This window comes from Burkholderia sp. 9775_39 (assembly GCF_015712225.1).
Classification (GTDB): Bacteria; Pseudomonadota; Gammaproteobacteria; order Burkholderiales; family Burkholderiaceae; genus Burkholderia; species Burkholderia cenocepacia.
Window position 1 is genome coordinate 23,842 of sequence record NZ_JACCQC010000033.1, and the last position, 23,290, is coordinate 47,131.

General features: G+C 68.9%; 24 protein-coding genes. 16 read left to right on the forward strand and 8 right to left on the reverse strand.

The features are described 5' to 3' along the window. Position 1: 1 nt before the first annotated feature. Genes H0X90_RS30660 through H0X90_RS30670 form a run of 3 tightly spaced genes read left to right on the forward strand, consistent with a single transcriptional unit; the run spans position 2 to position 3,148 of the window. Positions 2-1,000: an ABC transporter ATP-binding protein gene (locus tag H0X90_RS30660; RefSeq protein WP_006489144.1), complete on the forward strand. Its 999-nt coding sequence runs from the start codon at positions 2-4 to the stop codon at positions 998-1,000. Next, positions 997-2,010 carry a peptide ABC transporter ATP-binding protein gene (locus H0X90_RS30665; RefSeq protein ID WP_077189597.1) on the forward strand — a complete coding sequence of 338 codons (1,014 nt, stop codon included), beginning with the start codon at positions 997-999 and terminating at the stop codon, positions 2,008-2,010. The genes H0X90_RS30660 and H0X90_RS30665 overlap by 4 nt, the downstream gene beginning before the upstream one ends. After that, positions 2,003-3,148: a TraB/GumN family protein gene (locus tag H0X90_RS30670; RefSeq protein ID WP_006492839.1), complete on the forward strand. Its 1,146-nt coding sequence runs from the start codon at positions 2,003-2,005 to the stop codon at positions 3,146-3,148. The genes H0X90_RS30665 and H0X90_RS30670 overlap by 8 nt, the downstream gene beginning before the upstream one ends. Positions 3,149-3,695: 547 nt before the next feature. On the opposite strand, the gene pxpA is transcribed toward H0X90_RS30670, so the two are convergent. Genes pxpA through pxpB form a run of 3 tightly spaced genes read right to left on the reverse strand, consistent with a single transcriptional unit; the run spans position 3,696 to position 6,237 of the window. Beyond that, on the reverse strand, positions 3,696-4,460 hold the full coding sequence (gene pxpA, locus H0X90_RS30675; protein ID WP_006483671.1) for a 5-oxoprolinase subunit PxpA: 765 nt from the start codon (positions 4,458-4,460) through the stop codon (positions 3,696-3,698). A gap of 56 nt (positions 4,461-4,516) precedes the next feature. Beyond that, on the reverse strand, positions 4,517-5,584 hold the full coding sequence (locus tag H0X90_RS30680; RefSeq protein ID WP_077019719.1) for a biotin-dependent carboxyltransferase family protein: 1,068 nt from the start codon (positions 5,582-5,584) through the stop codon (positions 4,517-4,519). Next, positions 5,581-6,237, reverse strand: coding sequence for a 5-oxoprolinase subunit PxpB (gene pxpB, locus H0X90_RS30685; RefSeq protein WP_006483176.1), 657 nt, complete (start codon positions 6,235-6,237; stop codon positions 5,581-5,583). The genes H0X90_RS30680 and pxpB overlap by 4 nt, the downstream gene beginning before the upstream one ends. A gap of 146 nt (positions 6,238-6,383) precedes the next feature. Here pxpB and H0X90_RS30690 point away from each other — a divergent pair, with 146 nt between their 5' ends. Further along, the gene (locus tag H0X90_RS30690; protein WP_006483173.1) at positions 6,384-6,896 is read left to right on the forward strand and encodes a winged helix DNA-binding protein; all 513 of its coding nucleotides are present in this window, start codon (positions 6,384-6,386) and stop codon (positions 6,894-6,896) included. A 74-nt stretch (positions 6,897-6,970) separates the two neighbouring features. Here H0X90_RS30690 and H0X90_RS30695 read toward each other — a convergent pair whose 3' ends face one another. Beyond that, complete coding sequence (locus tag H0X90_RS30695) at positions 6,971-7,579, reverse strand: 5-formyltetrahydrofolate cyclo-ligase (RefSeq protein ID WP_046337498.1); 609 nt, start codon at positions 7,577-7,579, stop codon at positions 6,971-6,973. An 8-nt stretch (positions 7,580-7,587) separates the two neighbouring features. Between H0X90_RS30695 and H0X90_RS30700 the strand changes: the two genes are divergently transcribed. The 4 genes from H0X90_RS30700 to H0X90_RS30715 all read left to right on the forward strand — a co-directional run bounded on the left by H0X90_RS30700 (position 7,588) and on the right by H0X90_RS30715 (position 12,498). Continuing rightward, complete coding sequence (locus H0X90_RS30700; RefSeq protein WP_006483177.1) at positions 7,588-9,540, forward strand: lytic transglycosylase domain-containing protein; 1,953 nt, start codon at positions 7,588-7,590, stop codon at positions 9,538-9,540. Between the two features lie 50 nt (positions 9,541-9,590). Continuing rightward, a complete protein-coding gene (locus tag H0X90_RS30705; protein WP_006495513.1) occupies positions 9,591-10,550 on the forward strand; it encodes a complex I NDUFA9 subunit family protein in 960 nt (319 codons plus the stop codon). 62 nt (positions 10,551-10,612) lie between these two features. Further along, on the forward strand, positions 10,613-11,260 hold the full coding sequence (locus H0X90_RS30710) for a glutathione S-transferase family protein (protein ID WP_006495512.1): 648 nt from the start codon (positions 10,613-10,615) through the stop codon (positions 11,258-11,260). Beyond that, positions 11,257-12,498: a multifunctional CCA addition/repair protein gene (locus tag H0X90_RS30715; RefSeq protein ID WP_060267900.1), complete on the forward strand. Its 1,242-nt coding sequence runs from the start codon at positions 11,257-11,259 to the stop codon at positions 12,496-12,498. The genes H0X90_RS30710 and H0X90_RS30715 overlap by 4 nt, the downstream gene beginning before the upstream one ends. A 39-nt stretch (positions 12,499-12,537) precedes the next feature. Here the strand turns inward: H0X90_RS30715 and H0X90_RS30720 are convergent, their stop codons facing one another. Continuing rightward, the gene (locus tag H0X90_RS30720; RefSeq protein WP_034201250.1) at positions 12,538-13,317 is read right to left on the reverse strand and encodes a helix-turn-helix domain-containing protein; all 780 of its coding nucleotides are present in this window, start codon (positions 13,315-13,317) and stop codon (positions 12,538-12,540) included. Positions 13,318-13,671: 354 nt separating this feature from the next. Between H0X90_RS30720 and H0X90_RS30725 the strand changes: the two genes are divergently transcribed. Then, positions 13,672-15,522: a M24 family metallopeptidase gene (locus H0X90_RS30725; protein ID WP_077189596.1), complete on the forward strand. Its 1,851-nt coding sequence runs from the start codon at positions 13,672-13,674 to the stop codon at positions 15,520-15,522. Between the two features lie 49 nt (positions 15,523-15,571). Here H0X90_RS30725 and H0X90_RS30730 read toward each other — a convergent pair whose 3' ends face one another. From H0X90_RS30730 to flgA, 3 genes are all read right to left on the reverse strand, one after another. Then, positions 15,572-16,012, reverse strand: a complete 441-nt coding sequence (locus H0X90_RS30730; RefSeq protein ID WP_006495508.1) for a flagella synthesis protein FlgN — start codon at positions 16,010-16,012, stop codon at positions 15,572-15,574. Positions 16,013-16,090: 78 nt separating this feature from the next. After that, positions 16,091-16,417 carry a flagellar biosynthesis anti-sigma factor FlgM gene (gene flgM, locus H0X90_RS30735; protein WP_006495507.1) on the reverse strand — a complete coding sequence of 109 codons (327 nt, stop codon included), beginning with the start codon at positions 16,415-16,417 and terminating at the stop codon, positions 16,091-16,093. Between the two features lie 117 nt (positions 16,418-16,534). After that, complete coding sequence (flgA, locus tag H0X90_RS30740; RefSeq protein WP_077189603.1) at positions 16,535-17,746, reverse strand: flagellar basal body P-ring formation chaperone FlgA; 1,212 nt, start codon at positions 17,744-17,746, stop codon at positions 16,535-16,537. A 204-nt stretch (positions 17,747-17,950) separates the two neighbouring features. On the opposite strand from flgA, the gene flgB reads away from it, so the two are divergent. Genes flgB through flgH form a run of 7 tightly spaced genes read left to right on the forward strand, consistent with a single transcriptional unit; the run spans position 17,951 to position 23,285 of the window. After that, complete coding sequence (gene flgB, locus H0X90_RS30745) at positions 17,951-18,439, forward strand: flagellar basal body rod protein FlgB (RefSeq protein ID WP_006485705.1); 489 nt, start codon at positions 17,951-17,953, stop codon at positions 18,437-18,439. 38 nt (positions 18,440-18,477) lie between these two features. Next, entirely contained in the window at positions 18,478-18,903 is a 426-nt protein-coding gene (gene flgC, locus H0X90_RS30750) for a flagellar basal body rod protein FlgC (RefSeq protein ID WP_006485701.1), read from the forward strand. Between the two features lie 55 nt (positions 18,904-18,958). Further along, positions 18,959-19,705: a flagellar hook assembly protein FlgD gene (locus H0X90_RS30755; RefSeq protein WP_006495505.1), complete on the forward strand. Its 747-nt coding sequence runs from the start codon at positions 18,959-18,961 to the stop codon at positions 19,703-19,705. A 27-nt stretch (positions 19,706-19,732) separates the two neighbouring features. Beyond that, a complete protein-coding gene (gene flgE, locus H0X90_RS30760) occupies positions 19,733-20,974 on the forward strand; it encodes a flagellar hook protein FlgE (protein ID WP_006485700.1) in 1,242 nt (413 codons plus the stop codon). Positions 20,975-20,993: 19 nt separating this feature from the next. Further along, positions 20,994-21,752: a flagellar basal-body rod protein FlgF gene (gene flgF / locus H0X90_RS30765; RefSeq protein WP_006485699.1), complete on the forward strand. Its 759-nt coding sequence runs from the start codon at positions 20,994-20,996 to the stop codon at positions 21,750-21,752. A gap of 34 nt (positions 21,753-21,786) precedes the next feature. Next, positions 21,787-22,575, forward strand: coding sequence for a flagellar basal-body rod protein FlgG (gene flgG / locus H0X90_RS30770; protein ID WP_006485706.1), 789 nt, complete (start codon positions 21,787-21,789; stop codon positions 22,573-22,575). A 20-nt stretch (positions 22,576-22,595) separates the two neighbouring features. Next, the gene (gene flgH / locus H0X90_RS30775) at positions 22,596-23,285 is read left to right on the forward strand and encodes a flagellar basal body L-ring protein FlgH (RefSeq protein ID WP_006495504.1); all 690 of its coding nucleotides are present in this window, start codon (positions 22,596-22,598) and stop codon (positions 23,283-23,285) included. Positions 23,286-23,290: the final 5 nt, after the last annotated feature.

The window sequence follows — 23,290 nt, forward strand, 5'->3', positions numbered from 1 at the left end:
CATGACCCAGAACCTACTGACCATCCGCAATCTCGCGGTGAACTTCAACGGCCTGCCCGCGGTCGACCGGATCAACCTGTCGGTCGCACCGGGCGAGGTGGTGGGCGTCGTTGGCGAATCGGGCTCGGGCAAGAGCGTGACGATGATGGCGCTGATGGGCCTGATCGACGCGCCCGGCAAGGTGACGGCAGACGAAGTCACGTTCAACGGCGTGGATCTCTTGAAGGCGTCGCCGAAGGCGCGCCGCAAGATCGTCGGCAAGGACATCGCGATGGTGTTCCAGGACGCGCTGACGAGCCTGAACCCGAGCTACACGGTCGGCTACCAGATCAAGGAAGTGCTGAAGCTGCACGAAGGGCTGCGCGGCGACGCGCTGCACCGGCGCGCGCTCGAACTGCTCGACCAGGTCGGCATTCCCGATGCGAAGAACCGCATCGCGTCGTTCCCGCACCAGATGTCGGGCGGGATGAACCAGCGCGTGATGATCGCGATGGCCGTCGCGTGCAACCCGAAGCTCCTGATCGCCGACGAGCCGACCACCGCGCTCGACGTGACGATCCAGGCGCAGATCATGGATCTGCTCGTGAAGCTGCAGAAGGAGCGCGGGATGGCGCTCGTGCTGATCTCGCACGATCTGGCCGTGGTGTCGGAGGTCGCGCATCGCGTCGCGGTGATGTACGCGGGCGAGATCATCGAAACCAATCGCGTGCCCGACATCTTCCGCGCGCCGCATCATCCGTACACCGAAGCGCTGCTCGCGGCGATTCCCGAGCACAATAAGGGGGCGCGTCGCCTTGCCGCATTGCCCGGCATGGTGCCGGGCCGCGATGATCGCCCGTCCGGCTGCCTGTTCGCGCCGCGCTGCAAGTACGTGGTCGACGATTGCCGCAAGGCGCGGCCGGCGCTCGACACGCTGGTGCCGGCCAACGATGCGATGCGCGCGCGCTGCATCAAGCCGCTCAATGTTTCCAACCTCGACCTGACGGGAGGCGCACGATGAACGCAGTCCAGGATACGCGCCACGCGTCGCACGACGAGGACGTCCTGGTGGCCGACGGCCTCGCGAAGCACTATTCGGTGAAGCGCGGGATGTTCGGGCAGGGCACGGTGAAGGCGCTGAACGGCGTGTCGTTCTCGCTGAAGCGCGGCAAGACACTCGCCGTCGTCGGCGAGTCGGGCTGCGGGAAATCGACGCTCGCGCGCCAGCTCACGATGATCGAGACGCCCACGGCGGGCAGCCTGACGATCGACGGCAAGAACGTGGCCGGCGCGAGCCGCGACACGGTCGCCGACCTGCGCCGCCGCGTGCAGATGGTGTTCCAGAACCCGTTCGCGTCGCTGAACCCGCGCAAGACCGTCGAGCAGACGCTTTCCGAGCCGCTCGAGATCAACGCGAACCTGACGGCCGCCGAGCGCGCCGCGCGCATCGCGCAGATCATGCGCACGGTCGGCCTGCGGCCCGAGCACGCGAAGCGCTATCCGCACATGTTCTCGGGCGGCCAGCGCCAGCGCGTCGCGATCGCGCGCGCGATGATCCTCGATCCGCGCATCGTCGTCGCCGACGAGCCGGTGTCCGCGCTCGACGTGTCGATCCAGGCGCAGATCCTGAACCTGTTCATGGATCTGCAGGAGCAGTTCAAGACGAGCTACGTGTTCATCTCGCACAACCTGTCGGTGGTCGAGCACGTCGCGGACGACGTGATGGTGATGTACTTCGGCAGCGTCGCCGAACTCGGCGACAAGGCGACGATCTACGCACGGCCGCGCCATCCGTACACGCGGGCGCTGATGTCGGCGACGCCGGCGATCTTCGAGGAAGACCGCCGCGTGCAGATCAAGCTGCAGGGCGAACTGCCGTCGCCGCTCAATCCGCCGTCGGGCTGCGCGTTCCACCAGCGCTGCCCGTACGCGGTCGAGCGGTGCCGCGTCGAGGAGCCGCAATTGCGCGAAGTGGACGGCCGGCGCGTGGCCTGCCATCGCGCCGAGGAGGTAGGGGAGGCGAATGCCTGAAGCGTTGGCGGCGCGCGTGTCCGGCGTGCGCCGTGTGGGGACCGGCAGTGCGCGCGTGATGCGCGCGTACCGCTACGCGCGGCGCTGGAGCGTGCGTACCGTCACGGGCGCGGCGCTGGCCGGCGCGTGCGCGGCGGCCAGCGTCGTGGTCTCCGTCGAACCGGCGCGCGCCGAAGGGCGTGCGCCGGCGACTTCGCCGATTCATCCGTCGCAGGTCCCGCCGCCCGGCATGAGCCTGCCGGGCTTCCATGCGCCGGCCGTCTCGGACGGCACGGTGTCGCGCGGCACCGTGCGCGTGCAGCCGGCGCGCATGCCGTTCTACGTCGCGACCAAGGGCAAGGTCACGCTCTACGTGCTCGGCACGCTGCATACGGGCGATCCGTCCGATTACCCGAGCGCGCAGCCGTTCCGGCCGCGCATCCTCGCGGCGCTCGCCGCGTCGCCGACGCTCGCGCTCGAGCTGTCGCCCGACGATCTGCTCGAATCGCAGGACGACGTGTCGAAATACGGCGTGTGCCGCTACCCGTGCCTGCAGCGCCTGCTGCCGGAGCCGCTGTGGCAGCGGCTCGCGGCGCGCCTGCGCGGCAACCCGGCCGCGCTCGCCGAGATCCGCAAGATGCGGCCGTGGCTCGCGGCGCTCGTCGTCGAGACCTACGATTCGCTGTCCGCCGGCCTGCAGACCGAATACGGCACCGAGGCGCAACTGCAGAACGTGTTCCTGAAGAAGAAAGGCGGCCGCGTGATCGGGCTCGAGACGCTCGCCGAACAGATGCGCGCGTTCACCGGGCTGACGCTGGCCGAGCAGCGCGAGATGCTCGCGCAGGACATGGTGCAGACCCCCGCGCAGAACGCCGACGACATCAAGGCGCTGCACCGGCTGTGGCGAATTGGCGACGCCGATGCGATCTCCGCGTGGGCGGTCGCGAAGAGCGAACGGCTCGCCCGTTCGAAGGCGTTGTCGGCGTCGCTCGACAACAAGATCGTGTACGAGCGCAACCGGCGCTTCGTTGCACGGATGACGGCAATCGCCGCGCCGAACCGGCCGCTGTTCGTCGCGATCGGCGCGCTGCATCTGGGTGGCCCGCGCGGCGTGCTCGAATTGTTGCGCCAGCAAGGATACCGGGTCGACGCGAACTGATCGCGGCGCTGATCTTCCCCTGTTTGATCGACGTCGCGCGCGCCGCGCGCCGCGCCTGCACGGCGGTGTCGGTCGATAAGGAAAACCCTTGAATCGTCGGAAAATAGCGTTTAAAACGATTGACATCCCGTTCGGCCGATATCTATTCTTCACCCCACAAGTTGAAAAAATGAAAAGAATAGATAAGTTCTACGGGGTAGCAGAAATAAAGCGCGGGGTGAGCGTCGCCGGCACGTGAAGCGCGTGCCGGCCGCGGAGAGTCTGCATGCACGGCGGGGCCAATCGTCGTCGAACAACACATGCATGCAGGCCGACTTGCACATAAGCGACGTTCCGTCGTCTGACCGGGGAAGGCAGTGATCGGGCGGCGGCGGACGTTTTTTAATCCGGAATGTTTTTCCGGTCACCGTCGAAAGACGGTTTCGGGGGGTGAATCGACAGACGGCGAAGCCGCACCGATTGCACCAACGGAAAAGCGCCACGAGGGCGCTTTTTTCTTTGGTGCGACGAAAACGTGCGGGGCGCGGGCAAGGCGCCCGCTGCGGCGTTACGCGCCTTCGTCGGCCTGCAGCGCGCCGGGCGCGACGACGTCGACGCCGGCGGCTTCGAGCGCCGCGCGGATCCGCTTCGCGAACGCCAGCGCATGCGGCCCGTCGCCATGCAGGCAGACGGTCTGCGCATTGAGCGGCACCCATTCGCCGCTCAGCGCGCGCACCTGCCGGTTGCGCACCATGTCGAGCGTGCGCGCGAGCACCGCGTCTTCGTCGTCGATCAGCGCGCCGGGCAGGCTGCGCGGCACCAGCGAGCCGTCCGCGCGGTAGCCGCGATCGGCGAACACCTCCTCCACCGCCGCGAGCCCTGCCTGCCGCGCGGCCGCGATGAACACGCTGTTCGCGAGCCCGAACACCGCGAGCGACGGATCGAAGTCGTGGATCGCCGACACCACCGCGTCGGCGATCAGCGGATCGCGCGCGGCCTGGTTGTACAGCGCGCCGTGCGGTTTCACGTGCGCGATGCGGCCGCCCTCGGCCTGCGCGATCGCCGACAGCGCGCCGAGCTGGTACAGCACGCCCGCATAGATGTCGCCGGCCGGCAGCTGCATTTCCTTGCGACCGAAATTCTCCGGATCGTGAAAGCTCGGGTGTGCGCCGATCGACACGCCTTTCTGCACGGCCCAGCGCACGCAGTCGCGCATCGCGTTCGCGCCGCCTGCATGCCAGCCGCATGCGATGTTCGCCGACGTGACGAGGTCGAGCAGCGCCTCGTCCGATCCGCATCCTTCGCCGAGATCGGCATTCAGATCGATTTCCATGATGTTCCTCGTCCACTGGTCGCGTGGCGCGTCTTTCGTTGCTGCTTCCGCCATTGTCACGCCGCGCGCGATTGGGCGCGGCGGCGCGCTTCCTCGCGCATCTCGATCGCGACGTCGATCTGCCGCAGGTACGCCCGTTCCGCGATGAGGGCGGCGCGCGCGGCGTCGGGCGTCGTGCGCACGAAGCGGATCGGCAGGTTGAGCCGCGCCTGCGCGAGCTTCCACAGGTCGGCGCGGATCACCGTGCCGATCTTCGGATAGCCGCCGGTGGTCTGCGCGTCGTGCATCAGCACGATCGGCTGGCCGTTCGGCGGCACCTGGATCGTGCCGGGCAGCACCGCATGCGACAGCAGCTCGACCGGGCGCGCGCGCACGAGCTCGGCGCCGGCGAGCCGATAGCCCATCCGGTTGCTGTTCGCGGTGACGAGCCATTCCTCGTCCCAGAACGCCTGCTGCGAATCGGCCGCGAACGACGCGTAGTCGGGGCCCGGCAGCACGCGCACGGGCATCGCCCACGGCGCATGCGCGGGGCGGTGACGGCGCGGCGGCTCGTCGACGCGCACGAACGCGCACCATGCCGGCGCCTTCACGCCGAATTCGGGCGCATCGGCGGCGAGGCAGCCGGCGCCGGCCGGCGGCACGCCGACCGGGAGCCGGTCGCCGTCGCGCAGCGTGCGGCCGCCGAGGCCGCCGAAGCGCGACGCGAGATCGGTGCTGCGCGAGCCGAGCATCGGCAGCACGTCGATGCCGCCCGCGATGCACAGGTAGCCGCGCATGCCGCGTTTCGCGGCCGGCAGCACGAGCGTCTGCCCGGCGGCGACCGGCAGGCTCCACCACGAATGAACGGGCTTGCCGTCGAGCGTCGCACCGAACTCGGTGCCGGTGATCGCGATGCGCGTGGCGCGCGTGAAGCGGAACGTGGCGGGGCCGATCGTGATTTCGACGGCCGCCGCGTCGGGGCGGTTGCCGACGAGCCGGTTGCCGACTTCGAGCGCGAGGCCGTCGAGCGCGCCGCCCTGCGCGACGCCGAGATGGCGCGTGCCGCGGCGGCCGAGATCCTGCACGGTCGACAGCGGGCCGGCCCGCACGACCTCGATGGTGCCCGGTGCGTGGCTCTGGGTCATCGTGCGTCGACTCCGGCAATGGTGAAGCGCACGCGGTCGCCGGGCAGCAGCAGCGTCGGCTGGGGCCGCGCCGGATCGAACAGCACCTGCGACGTGCGGCCGATCAGTTGCCAGCCGCCGGGCGACGTGGCCGGGTAGATGCCCGTCTGCGCGCCGCCGATGCCGACCGAGCCGGCCGGCACCTCGAGACGCGGCGCCGCGCGGCGCGGCGTGTGCAGCGACGCGTCGAGACCGCCGAGATACGCGAAACCGGGCTGGAACCCGACGAAGAACACGACGTAGGCGCCGGCCGCGTGGCGCGCGACGACCTCGTCGGCCGACAGGCCCGTGTGGGCGGCGACGGCAGCCAGGTCGGGGCCGGCGGCACCGCCGTACTCGACCGGGATCTCGACCTCGCGGCCGTCCGCGTGCTCGACGTCGGCCGTCTCCCACGCGTCGCGCAGCGCGGGCGTGAGCGACTCGGCCGTCGCGGCGAGCGCGTCGAACACGATGGTCAGGTTGTTCATGCCGGGAACGACGTCGATCACGTCGGGCCACGCGCGCGCGGCCTCGGCCACGGCCCAGACGCGGCGTTGGCAATCGAGCGTGGCGGGCGGCGGCACCTCGCAGACGAGGGCGGCATCGCCGAGCGGATAAATGCGGGGTGGCGTCATCGGACTGGCACGGTTCGGACGGCAATGTTAGCGCACATTGTCAATAAAATATCGACAACTTCTCAATAAGCGTTTTCGCCTAGCTCGCCGGCCGGGGCTTCTGGCGTACACTCGGGCACATCCTGTCATCCGGCTTGCGCCTGTCCATGAAGCGTCCTGCGACCAAGATCGTGTCATCCGAACACCTCGTTTCCGATTCGAGCGCGGAGCTGTCGGAGCTCGAATACGGGCTCATCATGGCCGGGAACGCGTTCAACCGCTGGATGGTGCGCTGCATGTCGGCGGCCGGCGCGAAGGACATGACGGCGGTCGAGGTCTCGCTGCTGCATCACGTCAGCCATCGCGAACGCAAGAAGAAGCTCGCCGACATCTGCTTCGTGCTCAATATCGAGGATACGCACGTCGCGACCTATGCGCTGAAAAAACTGATCGCCCGCGGCTATGTGAAGAGCGAGAAGAACGGCAAGGAAGTGTTCTTCTTCGCGACCGACGCGGGCCGCGACCTGTGCCTGAAGTACCGCGAGGTCCGCGAGCATTGCCTGATCGAGACGCTGAAGGACAGCGGCCTCACCAACGAGCAGATCGGCGACGCGGCGCAGTTGCTGCGCCACGCATCGGGCCTGTACGACACGGCCGCGCGCGCGGCGGCATCGCTGTAAACGATTGCGGCAACGGTCGGGCGCGGCGACGCGCTCACGGGCAGGCGGCGCCGAGCGCGGCGCCGCGCTCGGCATTATCCGGCGGCCGGGTAAAGCGCGGCGTCGGTGACGATCCAGCGCAGCGCGAGATCGTGCGCCTCGGCCGGCAGCGCATCGACGCGGCACGCTTCGTACGCGATGCCGACCGTCACGGGCAGCGTGTCGCCCGGCCACGCGGCGAGCGTGCGGTCGTAGTAGCCGCCGCCGTAGCCGAGCCGGTAGCGCTGCGGATCGAATCCCACACAGGGAATCAGCAAAAGATCGGGCACGACGACGATTCCCGACGCCGGTTCGGGAATCCGGTGATGACCTTCGCGCATCGGCGTGTGCGCGTCCCATGCGTGGAACGCGAGCGGCGTGTGACGCTCGCCGATCACCGGCAGCGCGGCGCAGCGGCCGGCCCCTGCCGCGCACCATGCGAGCACCGCATCGCGCGCATCGAATTCGCCCGGCAGCGGCCAGTAGAACCCGACCGTGCGCGGCGCGAGACGGTCGAGCAGCATGCGCAGCCGCGCGTCGAGCGCGGCGTTCGCGGCAGGTTGCGACGCGGCGTCGCGACGGGCGCCGGACAGCGTTTTGCGCAGCGCAACCTTCGGGTTCGGCACAGGGTTGCGTGCTATGCTTTCGCTCACTTCGTGCTCCATTCAAAACGATGTCGAACAGCCTTTTCCGAGTATATCGCGCGGTCGCGCTGGCGCTTTCCGCCGCCGCGCTCGTCGCGGGCACGGCCGCATGTGCCGCACCGAACGACGACACGCTCCCCGGGGATGACCAGATCTTCGTGCAGCTTCGCGAAGCCGCACGCCGCAACGACGCCGCGAAGGCCGCGCAGCTCGCGTCGATGATCCCGAACTATCCGGTTCCGTCCTACGTCGAGTATTTCCAGATCAAGCCGCAGCTGTTCGATTCGACCGGCCGCGCGCGCGTCGATGCGCCGGACGCGCCCGTGCAGTCGTTCCTGCAGCGCTACGACGGCCAGGCGATCGCCGATCGCCTGCGCAACGACTACCTGCTCGTGCTCGGCGCGCGCCACGACTGGCGCAATTTCGACGATCAGTACAAGCGTTTCGTGCTCGACGACGACACGCAGGTCAAGTGCTATGCGCTCGAATCGCGCGCGGCGCGCAACGAGAACGTCGCCGACGCGGCGCGCGCGCTGCTCGTCGAGCCGAAGAACTACGGCGATGCATGCGTCGACCTGATCACCGCGCTCACCGTCAACCAGCAGTTCACGAGCGACGACGTGTGGCAGCAGGCGCGCCTCGCGTACGAGCAGAACTACACGACGCTCGGCGGCAAGATCGTCGATGCGCTCGGCCCGCGCCCGGTCGGCTTCGACCAGGCGACGAGCGCGCCGCCGCTGTATCTCGCGCGCGGCGTCGGGCCCGACGCCGCGTCGCATCAGCTCGCGCTGATCGCGCTCGGCCGCATGGCGCGCAACGATCCGGATGCCGCCGCCGGGATGCTGACGACGGTCGCGCCTTCGCTCACCAAGCAGGAACAGGCGATCGCATGGGGCGCGATCGGCTACCAGGGCGCGATCAAGCGCTCGCCGATGGCATCGGTCTGGTATGCAAAATCGGCGAACGCGCCGCTGTCGAACCCGGGCTACGAATGGCGCACGCGCGCCGCGCTGCTCGCCGGCAACTGGCCGATGGTGCGCTGGTCGATCGAGCAGATGCCGCCGTCGCTGCGCAACGATCCGGCGTGGATCTACTGGCATGCGCGCGCGCTCAAGCAGAGCGGCGACACGCTGCAGGCGAACCAGGAATTCGAGCAAGTCGCCGGCCAGTTCAACTTCTACGGGCAGTTGGCTGGCGAAGAGCTGGGCCAGCGCACGACGATCCCGCCGCGCACGAAGGTGAGCGACGCGGAGATCGACGCGATGGGCAAGATCCCGGGCTTCGCGCTCGCGCAGCGCTTCTATGCGCTGAACCTGCGCCTCGAAGGCAATCGCGAATGGAACTGGCCGCTGCGCGGGATGACCGATCGCCAGCTGCTCGCGGCCGCCGAATACGGCAAGCGCGTCGAGCTGCTCGACCGCACGGTCAACACCGCCGACCGCACGAAGGCCGAGCACGACTTCACGCTGCGCTATCCGTCGCCGTACCGCACGACCGTCGAGCGCTATGCGCAGTCGACGGGCCTCGACGTCGAGTGGGCGTACGGGCTCATCCGCCAGGAATCGCGCTTCATCATCAGCGCGCGTTCGTCGGTCGGCGCGGGCGGCCTGATGCAGCTGATGCCGGCGACGGCCCAGATGGTCGCGAAGAAGCTCGGCATGGGCACGATCTCGCGGGCGCAGATGCACGACATCGATACCAACATCCAGCTCGGCACCTGGTATCTGGCAGACATCTACAACAACTTCGACAGCTCGCCGGTGCTCGCCACGGCCGGCTACAACGCGGGCCCGGGCCGGCCGCGCCAGTGGCGCCAGGTGTTGACGCAGCCGGTCGAAGGCGCGATCTTCGCGGAGACGATTCCGTTCAACGAGACGCGCGACTACGTGAAGAACGTGCTGTCGAACACCGTCTACTACGCGGCGCTCTTCGAGGGCAAACCGCAGTCGTTGAAGAAACGTCTAGGCATGATCTCGCCCTGATACACGAACTGCCGCGCGAGACGCGGCAGTGTTCTTTTTAGGACCCGAACATGGATCGCCAGACCGTTGCGCTGCTGGGCGGCACCGGCTTCATCGGCAGCCGGCTCGTCAATGCGCTGATCGATGCCGGCAAGCAGGTGCGGATCGGTACGCGGCGGCGCGAGCACGCGCGCCACCTGCAGATGCTGCCGGTCGACATCGTCGAACTCGACGCGCTCGATACGCGCACGCTCGCGCGCTTCGTCGCCGGCGCGCACGCGGCGATCAACCTGATCGGCGTGCTGCACGGCGGCCGCGGCACGCCGTACGGGCCGGGTTTCGCGCGCGCGCACGTCGCACTGCCGGCCGCGCTCGCGACGGCCTGCACCGAGGTCGGCGTGCGGCGCCTGCTGCACATGAGTGCGCTCGGCGCCGATCCGCACGGCGCGAGCATGTACCAGCGCTCGAAGGGCGACGGCGAAGCCGCGCTGCATGCGGTCGCGGCTACCGATTCGCTCGCGCTGACGATCTTCCGTCCGTCGGTCGTGTTCGGCCCCGGCGATGCATTCCTCAACACGTTCGCGAACCTGCAGCGCACGGTGCCCGTGCTGCCGCTCGCGATGCCCGACGCGCGCTTCCAGCCGGTATTCGTCGGCGACGTCGTGCGCGCGTTCGTCAACACGCTCGATCTCGCGGGCGCGCACGGCAAGACCTACGAACTCGGCGGCCCGACCGTCTACACGCTCGAGCAACTGGTGCGCTATTGCGGCACGCTGGTCGGCCGGCAGGCACGCATCGTGCGGCTGCCCGACGCGCTTGCGCGGCTGCAGGCGAGCGTGTTCGAATGCCTGCCGGGCGAACCGGTGCTCACGCGCGACAATCTCGCGACGATGTCGGTGCCGAACGTGCTGTCGGGGCCGCTCGCGCCGGAACTCGGGCTCTCGCCCGCGAGTCTCGAAAGCATTGCGCCCGCGTATCTCGGCGACGCGGCCAGGCGCTCGCGGTTCGACTGGTTCCGCTCGCGTCGCTAATACCCGCGGGGCGCCGCCGGCCGGCGCTTCTTTTCCCTTTTCGCATTTTCCGGAACCCCGTCATGAAGCTCGTCATTGGAGACAAGAACTACTCGTCGTGGTCGATGCGGCCGTGGCTGCTGCTCGCGCATTTCGGCATCCCGTTCGACGAGATCGTGGTCGAGCTGCGCCGCGACGACACGGCCGCGCGCATCCGCGAATATTCGCCGACCGGCAAGGTGCCGTGCCTCGTCGACGATCACGGCTTCGCGATCTGGGATTCGCTCGCGATCGCCGAGACGCTCGCCGAGCGCTATCCGCAATTCCCGATGTGGCCGGCCGACCCGCTCGCGCGTGCGCATGCGCGCTGCGTGTCCGCCGAGATGCATTCGGGCTTCATGGCGCTGCGCACGCAGATGGGCATGAGCATCCGCGCGTCGATGCCGGGGCGCGGCGCGACGCCCGACGCGCTCGCCGACGTCGCGCGCATCGACGCGCTGTGGAGCGAATGCATCGAGGCGTCGGGCGGGCCGTTCCTGTTCGGCGAATTCGGGATCGCCGATGCGATGTATGCGCCGGTCGTGATGCGCTTCAACACGTATGCGCCGGCGCTGTCGCCGGAGGCGGCCGGCTATGCGGCGCGGGTGACCGCGCTGCCGGCCGTGCAGCAGTGGATCGACGCTGCACGCCGTGAAACCAACGTGATCGCCGAATACGAACCCCAGCCATGAACATCTACGCAGTAGGCGGCGCGATCCGCGACGAATTGCTCGGCGTGCCGGTGCAGGACCGCGACTACGTGGTGGTCGGCGCGACGCCCGAGCAGATGACCGCGCAGGGCTTCCGGCCGGTCGGCAAGGATTTCCCGGTGTTCCTGCATCCGCAGACGCAGGAGGAGTACGCGCTGGCGCGCACCGAGCGCAAGACGGCGGCCGGCTATCACGGCTTCCAGTTCCACTACGCGCCGGACGTGACGCTCGACGAGGATCTCGCGCGGCGCGACCTGACGATCAACGCGATGGCGCGCGAGGTGAGCCCGGAAGGCGCGCTGGTCGGCCCGGTGATCGATCCGTTCGACGGGCAGGCCGACCTGCGTGCGCGTGTGTTCCGGCACGTGAGCGACGCGTTCGTCGAGGATCCGGTGCGGATCCTGCGGATCGCGCGCTTTGCCGCGCGGTTCGCGGATTTCACGGTCGCGGACGAAACGCTCGCGCTGATGCGGCGGATGGTCGACGCGGGCGAGGTCGACGCGCTCGTCCCCGAACGCGTGTGGCAGGAAATCGCGCGCGGGCTGATGGAGGCGAAGCCGTCGCGGATGTTCGCGGTGCTGCGCGACTGCGGCGCGCTCGCGCGCATCCTGCCCGAGGTCGACGCGCTGTGGGGCGTGCCGCAGCGCGCCGATTACCACCCGGAAGTCGATACCGGCGTGCACGTGATGATGGTCGTCGACTACGCGGCGAAGCAGGGCTATTCGCTGGCGGTGCGCTTCGCGGCGCTCACGCACGATCTCGGCAAGGGCACGACGCCCGCGGACGTGCTGCCGCGCCACGTCGGCCACGAAAGCCGCAGCGTCGAGCTGCTCAAGCCGTTGTGCGAGCGGCTGCGGGTGCCGAACGAATGCCGCGATCTCGCGCTGGTGGTCGCGCGCGAGCACGGCAACCTGCATCGCGTGATGGAAATGGGCGCGGCCGCGCTGGTGCGGCTGTTCGAGCGCAGCGACGCGCTGCGCAAGCCGGCGCGCTTCGCCGAGCTGCTGCAGGCCTGCGAATCGGATGCGCGCGGCCGGCTCGGACTCGATGCGCAGCCGTATCCGCAGGCCGAGCGGTTGCGCGTCGCGCTCGCGGCCGCGCGCAGCGTCGATGCCGGCGCGATCGCACGCGGCATCGGCAGCGACACGGAGAAGATCAAGGAAGCCGTGCATCGCGCGCGGATCCAGGCCGTCGCGCAGGCGCTCGCGATCGGCGAGTAGCCGGCAGGTAGCAGGAGCGGAACAGCGCGCGGCCAGCCGTTACGGTTTCTTCTTACGTGCCGGAGTCGCGGCCGCCGGGCGTTTGCCGGCGGCGGCGCGCGGCTTCGCCGCTCCCTTCTTTTCGGCTGAGCCGGCCCTGGGCGGCCGTGCCGCGGCGGCGTCGCGGTCATCCCGTTTGGACGCCGGTGCGCGCCGGCTCACGCGCGGCTCGCCGGGCTTCGACTGCCTGATTTCCGTCGTCGCGGACACGAATTCCGCACCACTGTCGTCGAACAGCGGCAGCGTGCTGACGGTGATCAGCTCGGCCGGCCCGTCGCCGACATTGGCCACGCGATGCCGCTTGCGCGCGTCGAAGTGCAGCGAGTCGCCGGGCGTCAGCGGGTAATTCTTCTTGCCGACCGTGTAGCAGATGCGGCCCGCCAGCACGTACACGAATTCGTCGCCGCCGTGCGCGACCCATTCCGACCGGTAGCCCTCCATCATCTGCACCTTCAGCGCGTTGATCTGGCTGCCGTCGAAGGTGGTGGACAGCCGCTCGTACCACTGCGACGCGGCGTCGAGCGCGTACGGCTTGCGGCTGCCCTCGTGCGAATCGGGCTGCGCCTGGCGCGGCTGCTCGATCAGCGTGCCGAGCGGCACGCCCAGCGCCTTCGCGACGTTGACGAGCGACGACAGCGAGATGCCCGTCAGATGGCGCTCGACCTGCGACAGGAACCCGACCGACAGGTTCGCTTCGGTCGCCACTTCCAGCAGCGTCTTCTTCGCTTCCCGGCGCAGGCGGCGAATGCGCTGGCCGATACGCATGAGGTCTGAATCCATGAATCTCTTTCGTGGCAACGAGTCGGGGCGCGGGCAGGGGCCGTGCGGCTGCCCGGGGCGGCGAGGCCGGCGCATTGTACCGCGCAGCGTCGCGGGGGCGAATCGGCGTTGTGCGGGGATCCGCATGCGGCACGCCGATTTTAGTCCTACGAAAATCTTGGCTTGACCTCGATTTCGACGTGCTCTAGATTCTGTCGCGCATCAAACAAAGTTAAGTGAGACAAAAATTTTACCGAAGGCCTGCCGGCCGCGCGTCGTGCCGCGCGTGACCTGCGCCGCAACGACGTGCCGTGCCCGGTGCGCGATGCCGCGCCACGCCGCCGGCCGCCGACAACAACGAATAACGGGCATCCGATGATCGATCGACTGAAATACAGCTTCTCCGGCCTTCCCCCGTACGACGCGTCCGTCGCCGACACGCAGGCCGGCCTGTCGCGCCTGCTCGATGCCGCGCGACTCGACGCGGTGGTGATCACGTCGCAGGACGAATACGTGACCGAATACCTGCCGCGCAGCAACAACCCGCGCTACGCGGTGTCCGGCTTCGACGGCTCGGCCGGCTGCGGGATCTTCCTGAGCGCGGCGACCGCGCAGGCGCTCGATCTGCCGCCGTTCGTGCTGTTCGTCGATGGCCGTTATCACTTCCAGGCCGACCAGCAGTGCGATCCGGCGCGCGTGCGCGTCGAGAAGCTCGGCATGAACGTGACGATCTGGCAGGCGATGGCCGACTGGTTGCTCGCGCACGCGAGCCGGCTCGCGCGGGTCGGCTACGACGCGCGGCGGATCAGCGTCGGGCAGCGCAACCGGCTGTTCGAGCAGACGCAGGCCGCGTCGCTCGACTGGACGAGCCTCGCCGATCGCGAGATCGACCGCGCGATCGCGCTGCCGGGCTGGAACGTCGAACGGCCGATCTTCGAGCTCCCGGCAGCGATGACGGGCCTGAGCGTCGCGCAGAACCTCGACGCGCTGAACCGGCGGCTCGCCGCGCATACCGGCGCGGCCGACGGCAAGACCGCGTTCTTCACCTGCGCGTCGGACGATCTCGCGTATCTGCTGAACAGCCGCGGCTATCACATCCCGAACGTGTCGTCGCACCTCGGCTTCCTGTTCGCGATCGGCGAGCAGGTGGTGCTGTTCTTGCCGGAAGGCTGCGACCGCTGCGAGGTCGCGCTCGATTCGTATCCGGCGCTGCAGGTGATCCGGCGCGACGTGGCGGCGCTCGAGCGCTTCCTCGCACGGTTCGCGGTCGAGCACGTGTGCTACGGCTTCGAATCGGTGAACTGCGCGCTCGTCGACGCGGTGAACCGGGTGTGGCCGCATGCGCGGCATGCCGATTTCAACCCGGTCGAGGCGCTGCGGGCGAGCAAGACGTCGGCCGTGCTCGACCGCTTCCGCGACGCGTTCGCGCGCAGCTCCGCGGCGATCGCCGAGACGATGCGCTGGGCGAAGAACGGCGAGCCGGGCGTGCGCCACACCGAGTACGACCTCGCGCGCACGATCAACGACGCGTACGGCGCCCGTTCGGCGGTCGCGCTGACGTTTCCGTCGATCGCGGCGAACGGCGCGAACAGCGCCTTCGCGCACTACACGGCGGCGAGCGCCGACGTCGAGCTGACCGAAGGCGAACTCGTGCTGCTCGACAGCGGCGCGTACTACGAAGCGGGCTTCGCGACAGACTGCACACGCGTCGTGCTGCGTCGCACGCGACCGGACACGGTCGCGCAGCCGTGGCAGCGCGAGATCTACACGGTCGCGCTGAAGGCGTGCATCAAGGGGCTCGTCACGCGCTTTCCGGCCACCGCCACGGGCGGCGACGTCGATGCGCTGGTGCGGCAGGTGTGCCGCGACCATGGCTACGATTTCGGCCACGGCACCGGGCACGGCGTCGGGATTCACGTGCACGAGGGCGGCGTGCGGTTCGCGCCGGGCGCGACCTACGGGCTGGTGCCGAATGCGGTGATTTCGGTCGAGCCGGGCATCTACCTGCCGGGCAAGGGCGGCGTGCGGATCGAGAACATCGTGATCGTGCGGGCGGACGACGCGCAGCCGGACACCGTGACGTTCGAGAACATCGTGACGGTCGGCTACGACTGGGACCTGATCGATCTCGACCTGCTGGACGACGCCGAGCGCGCGTACCTGCGCGACTACGAGCGGCTGTGCGTGGCGCGCGGCACGCAGGTCACCGCGTGTCCGCTGTTGTAACGAAGGGAGAGGCGGGAGCGCGGCCGCCGGGCGGCCGCGCGGCGCGACGTCAGCGCGTCAGCGCCGACACGCGCCCGTCGGGGCCGTACACGCCGGCCGGCGCGGGCGCCGAGCGCAGCACCGCGAGCGCGCGCTCGTTGTAGTCCATCCGGATCCGGATCAGCATTCCGTTGTTCGCGTTGGCCTGGCGCGCGCGTTCGGCGGCCTGTTGCAGCAGTTGCCAGCGGCTGGCGAGGCGCGCATCGCGCTCGGCCGCCTGGTCCATGCCTTTCTTGCCGGCCGGAAAGCCGAGCGCGCAAAGCTGCGTGTCGCGCGTGCGTTCGAGCTGCGCGAGCCGGTCGATCAATGCGCTTTTCTTCTCGACGATCCCGGGCAGCATCTCGAGCGGCTCGGCCGTCGTCAGCGCCTTTTCCTCGTAGACGAGCAGCGACGCGAACGCTTCGACCGTCGCGTGTTCGTCGTTGACCGTGGCCAGCAGCTCTTCTCTCATCGCGTCATGCTCGTCACGCCGGCGCGTGCAGTGCTGCGCACGCCGGCAAACCGGGTGACCCGGCCACGAGGCCGGGAGTTAGCTGCCCGGGCGCTGCTGCTGGAGCAGCTCGCGGGCGGTGTTCAATACGCCGTCGGCGATCTTGTTCGCGTCGATCGTCAGCGTGCCGTTGTTCAGCGCGTCCTTGATCGACTGGACCAGGCCCGTGTCGATATCGGCGTCGCCCGACGCGGATACCGAACGCAGCTGGCCGGACAGACCCGACAGGTTCACGGTCGTGTCGCCGCCGGTCGATCCGGCGTCGCCTGCCTGCGCGGACGACTGGGCCGTGCCGGACGGCGCACGGGCCGCGCCGTTGCCGGTCGGCGCGAGGGGGCTCGGTTTCGGAGTGGAATCGATCTTCACGATGGGTTTCCTGTACGGTTTGACCCAGATAACGGCCGGGTCGGCCCGAACTTTAGCATCGCGAGCCCGAAATGCTCCGAATAAACAATTCTTTACATTCTTGCGGCAGATCCGTCCCTACAGCGGAATTTCCACGGTGCCGGCGTCCTTGACGATCGCCGTGACGATCTGCCCGGCCGCCATCCGCACCCGCACCGACTGGCCGGGCGCCGCATTCGCGAGCACGCTGCCTTCGGCCGAAATCGTGAAGCCGGGGCCGGCCGCGACGACCCGCACCGTCTGCCCGGCCGACACCGACGCCGCGCTCTTCAGCATGTCCTGCCGCAGCGGCAGCCCGGCCGAGATGCGCGCGAGCGCGGTTGCGCCGATCGCCTGCGCCGGATCGGTGATCACCGCGAGCGGCAGCACCGTCAGGTCGCCGTCGCGCGCGACCAGGTCGGCCGCGGAGAGCGGCTCGCCGGGCGCGATCTGGCGCGCGGCGACGTAATAGGTGGCCTGCACGGCGACCTTCGCCTGCAGGTAGACGGTCCACGGCCGCTCGCCCGCGCAGCGCACGCCGACCGTCGTGCGGCCCCACAGGCGCGCGCCGGTCGGCAAAAACGGTTCGAGCGTCGTGCACGCGGCGAGCCCGCGCGGAAAGGCGGTCGTGACGGTCGCGGTGGTCTTGCCGGGCAGGCCGGCGATCTGCTGCTGCAGGAACGCGAGCGCCGCGCGCCGGATCGTTTCGGGATCTTGCTGGCCGGGCGGCGTCGCCGGCCGGGCGGCAGGGGCGGCCGGAGCCGGATTGCCGGAAGCGGCCGCCGTGCGCGGCGCCGCCGCTGATGCCGCACGGGCTGCCGCGAGGCGGGCGGCGGCGGCCGTTTGCGGCGCCGGCCGCGCGGGATTCGATGCAGGCTCGGCCGTGCCGGCGACGACCGTCGCGATCGCGGAAGGATCGACTGCGCGCGACGGCGCACCGTAACCGGCGTTCGGGCGGGCGGCTGCGTAGACGGGGGCCGCCGCAGCGGCCGGCGGCGGGACGCTCGTCACGACCATCTGGCCGGCCGGTTGCGCCGCGTAGCCGGCGCCGGTCGAGGCGCTCGCCCCGCCGGCCGCGCGCTGCGCACCCGAAACCGAAGCGGCGCCCGCATTCCCGCCGAACTGCCCGCCACTCGCCGCATTGGCATGCGCGAGCGCGGTGTCGGCCGTCTCGCCGCGCCCGGGAATCACGATCATCCCGTCGTCGGCGTGGGCGGCAGGCGCGGCGATCCACAGCGCCGCGGCGAGCGCGAACGCACGCCGGACGTGCGCGAGCCGCCCGTTCCTGTCGCGAAGTGCGCCGCCAGTCATCGCCATGCCTCCGATCCGTTGATCCGCTTCGCATTCTAGGGAGCGCGGGCGTCGCGCAAACGATGAATAGAGGGGGCCTTTGCCGCGTTATTCGCCCGATTGCCGGTTGCGTCTCGCGCCTACCATCGCTGTCATGGAAAAAAGCCTCTCGGGTCGCCATCCGGCGCGAGGGGCGTGCAGCGCTTCATACGGAGAGACGCACACATGCTGGACAAACTCGATGCGGAATTCGCGTTCGGCCGACAGGCGCTCGACGTGCGCGCCTATCGGCAGGAACTGCTGTCGTCGAACATCGCGAACGCCGACACGCCCGGCTACCAGGCCCGCGACGTCGATTTCGCGTCGACGCTCGCGCGCTCGCTGAAGCAGACGAGCGGCGGCCTGGCGCCGAGCAACGCCGCGCAACTGCCGATGACGCAGCCGGCCGGCGTGACGAGCGGCATGTCGATGGTGTCGACGGCGCCCGGGCACATGGCCGGCACCGCGAAGCTGATCCCGACCGGCGGCCCGGCGGACGACTACGGCCGTGCGCAATACCGGATGCCGCTGCAGCCGTCGCTCGACGGCAACACGGTCGATCTCGACGTCGAGCGCGTGCAGTTCGCGAACAACGCGCTGCACTACGAGACCGGGATGACCGTGATGACCCAGCAGATCAAGGCGATGATCGCCGCGATCACGACCAACTCGTAAGCGCCGCTTCCGAACCTCGCCCAGCACAAGGAGCTTCCATGCCTTCGTTGATGAACATCTTCGGCGTCGCCGGTTCGGCGCTGTCCGCGCAATCGCAGCGCCTGAACGTCACCGCGTCGAACCTCGCGAACGCCGACAGCGCGACCGGCCCCGACGGCAAGCCGTACAAGGCCAAGCAGGTCGTGTTCGCGACCGACCCGATGGGCGGCGCGCGCACCGCGTCCGGCCAGGGCGTGGGCGGCGTGCGGGTGACCAAGGTGATGGACGACCCGTCGCCGATGAAATCGACCTACGACCCGGCGAACCCGGCCGCCGACGCGAACGGCTACGTGCAGATGCCGAACGTCGATCCGGTGCAGGAGATGGTGAACATGATCTCGGCGTCGCGCTCGTACCAGGCCAACGTCGAGACGCTGAACACCGCGAAGACGCTGATGCTCAAGACGCTGACGATCGGCTCGTAAGCCGCGCGCGGCCCGACCTTACCGACCCGACAGTTCCGACAGAAGGCCACCCAGGATGACTTCCTCCAACACGACGATCGGCAGCAACGGCACCAACGTGTCGACGCTGCCGACCGACACGATGAACACCAACAACGTGTCGTCGACGAACGGCACGTCGGCGAGCGACCTGCAGGCGACGTTCCTGAAGCTGCTCGTCACGCAGTTGCAGAACCAGGATCCGACCAGCCCGGTCGACAGCTCGCAGATGACGTCGCAGCTCGCGCAGATCAACACGGTGAGCGGCATCGCGCAGTTGAACACGTCGCTCACGTCGCTGTCGACGCAGCTCGCGGCCGGCCAGCAGACGCAGGCCGCGCTGCTGATCGGCACCAACGTGCTCGCGCCGGGCAACGGCGTCGCGGTGAAGGGCGGCGCGGCGTCGCCGTTCGGCGTGTCGCTCGCGAATTCGGTGTCGAACCTGACGATCACCGTGAAGAACTCGGCGGGCGCCGTCGTGAACACGATCAACGCGGGCGCGCAGTCGGCCGGCACCGTGCCGTTCAACTGGACGCCGACCGACGCGGCCGGCAACGCGCTGCCGGACGGCACGTACACGGTCAGCGCGTCGTACACCAACAGCGCCGGCACGCCGCAGGCGGCCACGACGCTCGCGGCCGCGACGGTGCAGAGCGTGGTCAAGCAGGCGGACGGCACCGCGGGGCTCGTGCTGTCGAACGGCACGACGGTGGGGCTCACCCAGGTTGCGTCGATCTTCCCGAACACCAAGTCGTCCACGTCCGGCGACACCACTACCAACTGATCGAGCTTTCTCGTAACGGAGACCGAAATGGGTTATCAACAGGGTCTGAGCGGCCTCGCCGGCGCATCGAACGCGCTCGACGTGATCGGCAACAACATCGCGAACGCGAACACGGTCGGCTTCAAGTCGAGCACCGCGCAATTCGCCGACATGTACGCGAACTCGGTCGCGACGTCGGTCAACACGCAGATCGGCATCGGCACGTCGCTGAACTCGGTGCAGCAGCAGTTCGGCCAGGGCACGATCAATACGACGAACTCGTCGCTCGACGTCGCGATCAACGGCAACGGCTTCTTCCAGATGTCGAACAACGGCGTGACGACGTACTCGCGCGACGGCACGTTCCAGCGCGACAAGAACGGCTTCATCGTCGACTCGCAGGGCCGTAACCTGATGGGCTACGCGGCCAACGCGGGCGGCGTGATCAATACCGCGCAGACCGTGCCGCTGCAGGCGCCGACCACCAACATCGCGCCGACCGCGACGACCAAGATCACCGGCCAGTTCAACCTGAACTCGCAGGACACGGTGCCGACCAAGACGCCGTTCAGCGCGACCGACAACACGACGTACAACTACACGACGTCGATCCAGGTGTACGACTCGCTCGGCGGCTCGCAGGCGGTCAACATGTACTTCGTGAAGTCGGCGGCCGGCACGTGGGAAGCGTACGCGGGCGTGCAGGGCGGCGCGACGACCGATCTCGGCACGATCACGTTCGATACGTCCGGCGCGATCCAGAGCACGACGACCGGCACGCCGGCCACGCCGACCGCGTCGCTCGGCCAGTTCCAGTTCACCGTGCCGAACACCGACGGTTCGGCGACGCCGCAGAAGCTCACGCTCGACCTGACCGGCACGACGCAGTACGGCGGCAAGGACGGCGTGAACAACCTCGCGCAGGACGGCTACGCGAGCGGCACGCTGACGACCTACTCGATCGGCGCCGACGGCAAGCTGACCGGCAACTACTCGAACGGCCAGACCGCCGTGCTCGGCCTGATCGCGCTCGCGAACTTCAACAACCCGAACGGGCTGGTGAACCTCGGCGGCAACCAGTATGCGGAATCCGCCGCGTCGGGCGTGCCGCAGGTCTCCGCGCCGGGCAGCACGAACCACGGCACGCTGCAGGGCAGCGCGCTCGAGAACTCGAACGTCGACCTCACGTCGCAGCTCGTCAACCTGATCACCGCGCAGCGCAACTACCAGGCGAACGCGCAGACGATCAAGACGCAGCAGACCGTCGACCAGACGCTCATCAACCTGTAAGCGCGGATAACCGGCAGCCATGGACCGACTGATCTATACGGCGATGACGGGCGCGTCGCAGTCGCTCGACCAGCAGGCGGTGGTCGCGAACAACCTCGCGAACGCATCGACGACGGGCTTTCGCGCGCAACTCGCGACGTATCGCGCGGTGCCGATGAATTTCGGCGACGGCAGCAAGATCGATCCGACGACGACGCGCACCTACGTGCTGTCGTCGACGCCCGGCGCCGACTACGCGCCGGGTCCGATCACGCGCACCGGCAATCCGCTCGACGTCGCCGTGCAGGGCCCGGGCTGGCTGTCGGTGCAGACGGCCGACGGCAGCGAGGCGTACACGCGCGCCGGCAACCTGCATGTCGACGAGAATGGCCAGCTCGTCAACGCGAGCAACCTGCCGGTGATCGGCAACGGCGGCCCGATCTCGGTGCCGCCGAACGCGGAAGTGACGATCGGCAAGGACGGCACGGTGTCCGCGCTGATGCCGGGCGACCCGCCGACGGCCGTCGCGATCGTCGACCAGATGAAGCTCGTCAATCCCGATCCGGCCACGCTCACGCGCGGCAACGACGGGCTGTTCCGCACCGCCGACGGCAATCCGGCCGACGTCGACCCGAACGTGGTCGTCACGCCGAATTCTCTCGAAGGCAGCAACGTGAACCCGGTGACTGCGATGGTCGCGATGATCGACAACGCGCGGGCGTTCCAGCTGCAGTCGAAGCTGATCCAGACGGCCGACCAGAACGAGCAGACGGCGAACCAGTTGCTCAATTTCAGCTGAGCGCCCGCGCCAGCCTAAGCAGGAGACCAGACAAGTGAATCGTTCGCTCTACATCGCCGCCACCGGCATGAATGCGCAGCAGGCGCAGATGGACGTGATTTCGAACAACCTCGCGAACACCAGCACGAACGGCTTCAAGGCGTCGCGCGCGGTGTTCGAGGATCTGCTGTACCAGACCATCCGCCAGCCCGGCGCGAACTCGACGCAGCAGACCGAGCTGCCGTCGGGCCTGCAGCTCGGCACCGGCGTGCAGCAGGTCGCGACCGAGCGCCTGTACACGCAGGGCGGCCTCACGCAGACCGGCAACTCGAAGGACGTCGCGATCAACGGTGCGGGCTTCTTCCAGGTGCTGATGCCGGACGGCACCAACGCGTACACGCGCGACGGCTCGTTCCAGACCAACGCGCAGGGCCAGCTCGTCACGTCGAGCGGCTACCAGGTGCTGCCGGCGATCACCGTGCCGCAGAACGCGCAGTCGCTGACGATCGGCAAGGACGGCGTCGTGTCGGTCACGCAGCCGGGCTCGAGCAACGCGGTCCAGATCGGTTCGCTGCAGATCGCGACCTTCATCAACCCGGCCGGCCTCGAGGCGAAGGGCGAGAACCTGTTCGCGGAAACGACGTCGTCGGGCGCGCCGAACGTGTCGCAGCCGGGGCTGAACGGCGCGGGCGTGCTCAACCAGGGCTACGTCGAGGCGTCGAACGTGAACGTCGTGCAGGAACTCGTCAACATGATCCAGACGCAGCGTGCCTACGAGATCAACAGCAAGGCCGTGACGACGTCCGACCAGATGCTGCAGACCGTCACGCAGATGAAGAGCTAACCGGAAGTCCCGCCGTCGCCATGAAGCAGGTTCGCCTCCCCTCGTCAGCCACCGTCCGCGCCGCGTGCGCGGTCGCGGTGGCGGCGCTCGCCGGTTGCGCGCAGATCCCGCGCGATCCGATCATCCAGCAGCCGATGACGGCGCAGCCGCCGATGCCGATGTCGATGCAGGCGCCCGGCTCGATCTACAACCCCGGCTTCGCGGGGCGGCCGCTGTTCGAGGATCAGCGGCCGCGCAACATCGGCGACATCCTGACGATCATGATCGCGGAGAACATCAACGCGACCAAGTCGTCGGGCGCGAACACCAACCGGCAGGGCAACACCGACTTCAACGTGCCGACCGCCGGCTTCCTCGGCGGGCTGTTCGCGAAGGCGAACCTGTCGGCGACCGGCGCGAACAAGTTCGCGGCGACCGGCGGCGCGAGCGCGGCGAACACGTTCAACGGCACGATCACGGTGACCGTCACCAACGTGCTGCCGAACGGCAACCTCGTGGTCAGCGGCGAGAAGCAGATGCTGATCAACCAGGGCAACGAATTCGTGCGTTTCTCGGGGGTCGTCAACCCGAACACGATCTCGGGCGCGAACTCCGTCTACTCGACGCAGGTCGCCGACGCGAAGATCGAATACTCGTCGAAGGGCTACATCAACGAAGCCGAGACGATGGGCTGGCTGCAGCGCTTCTTCCTCAACATCGCGCCGTGGTGATGACG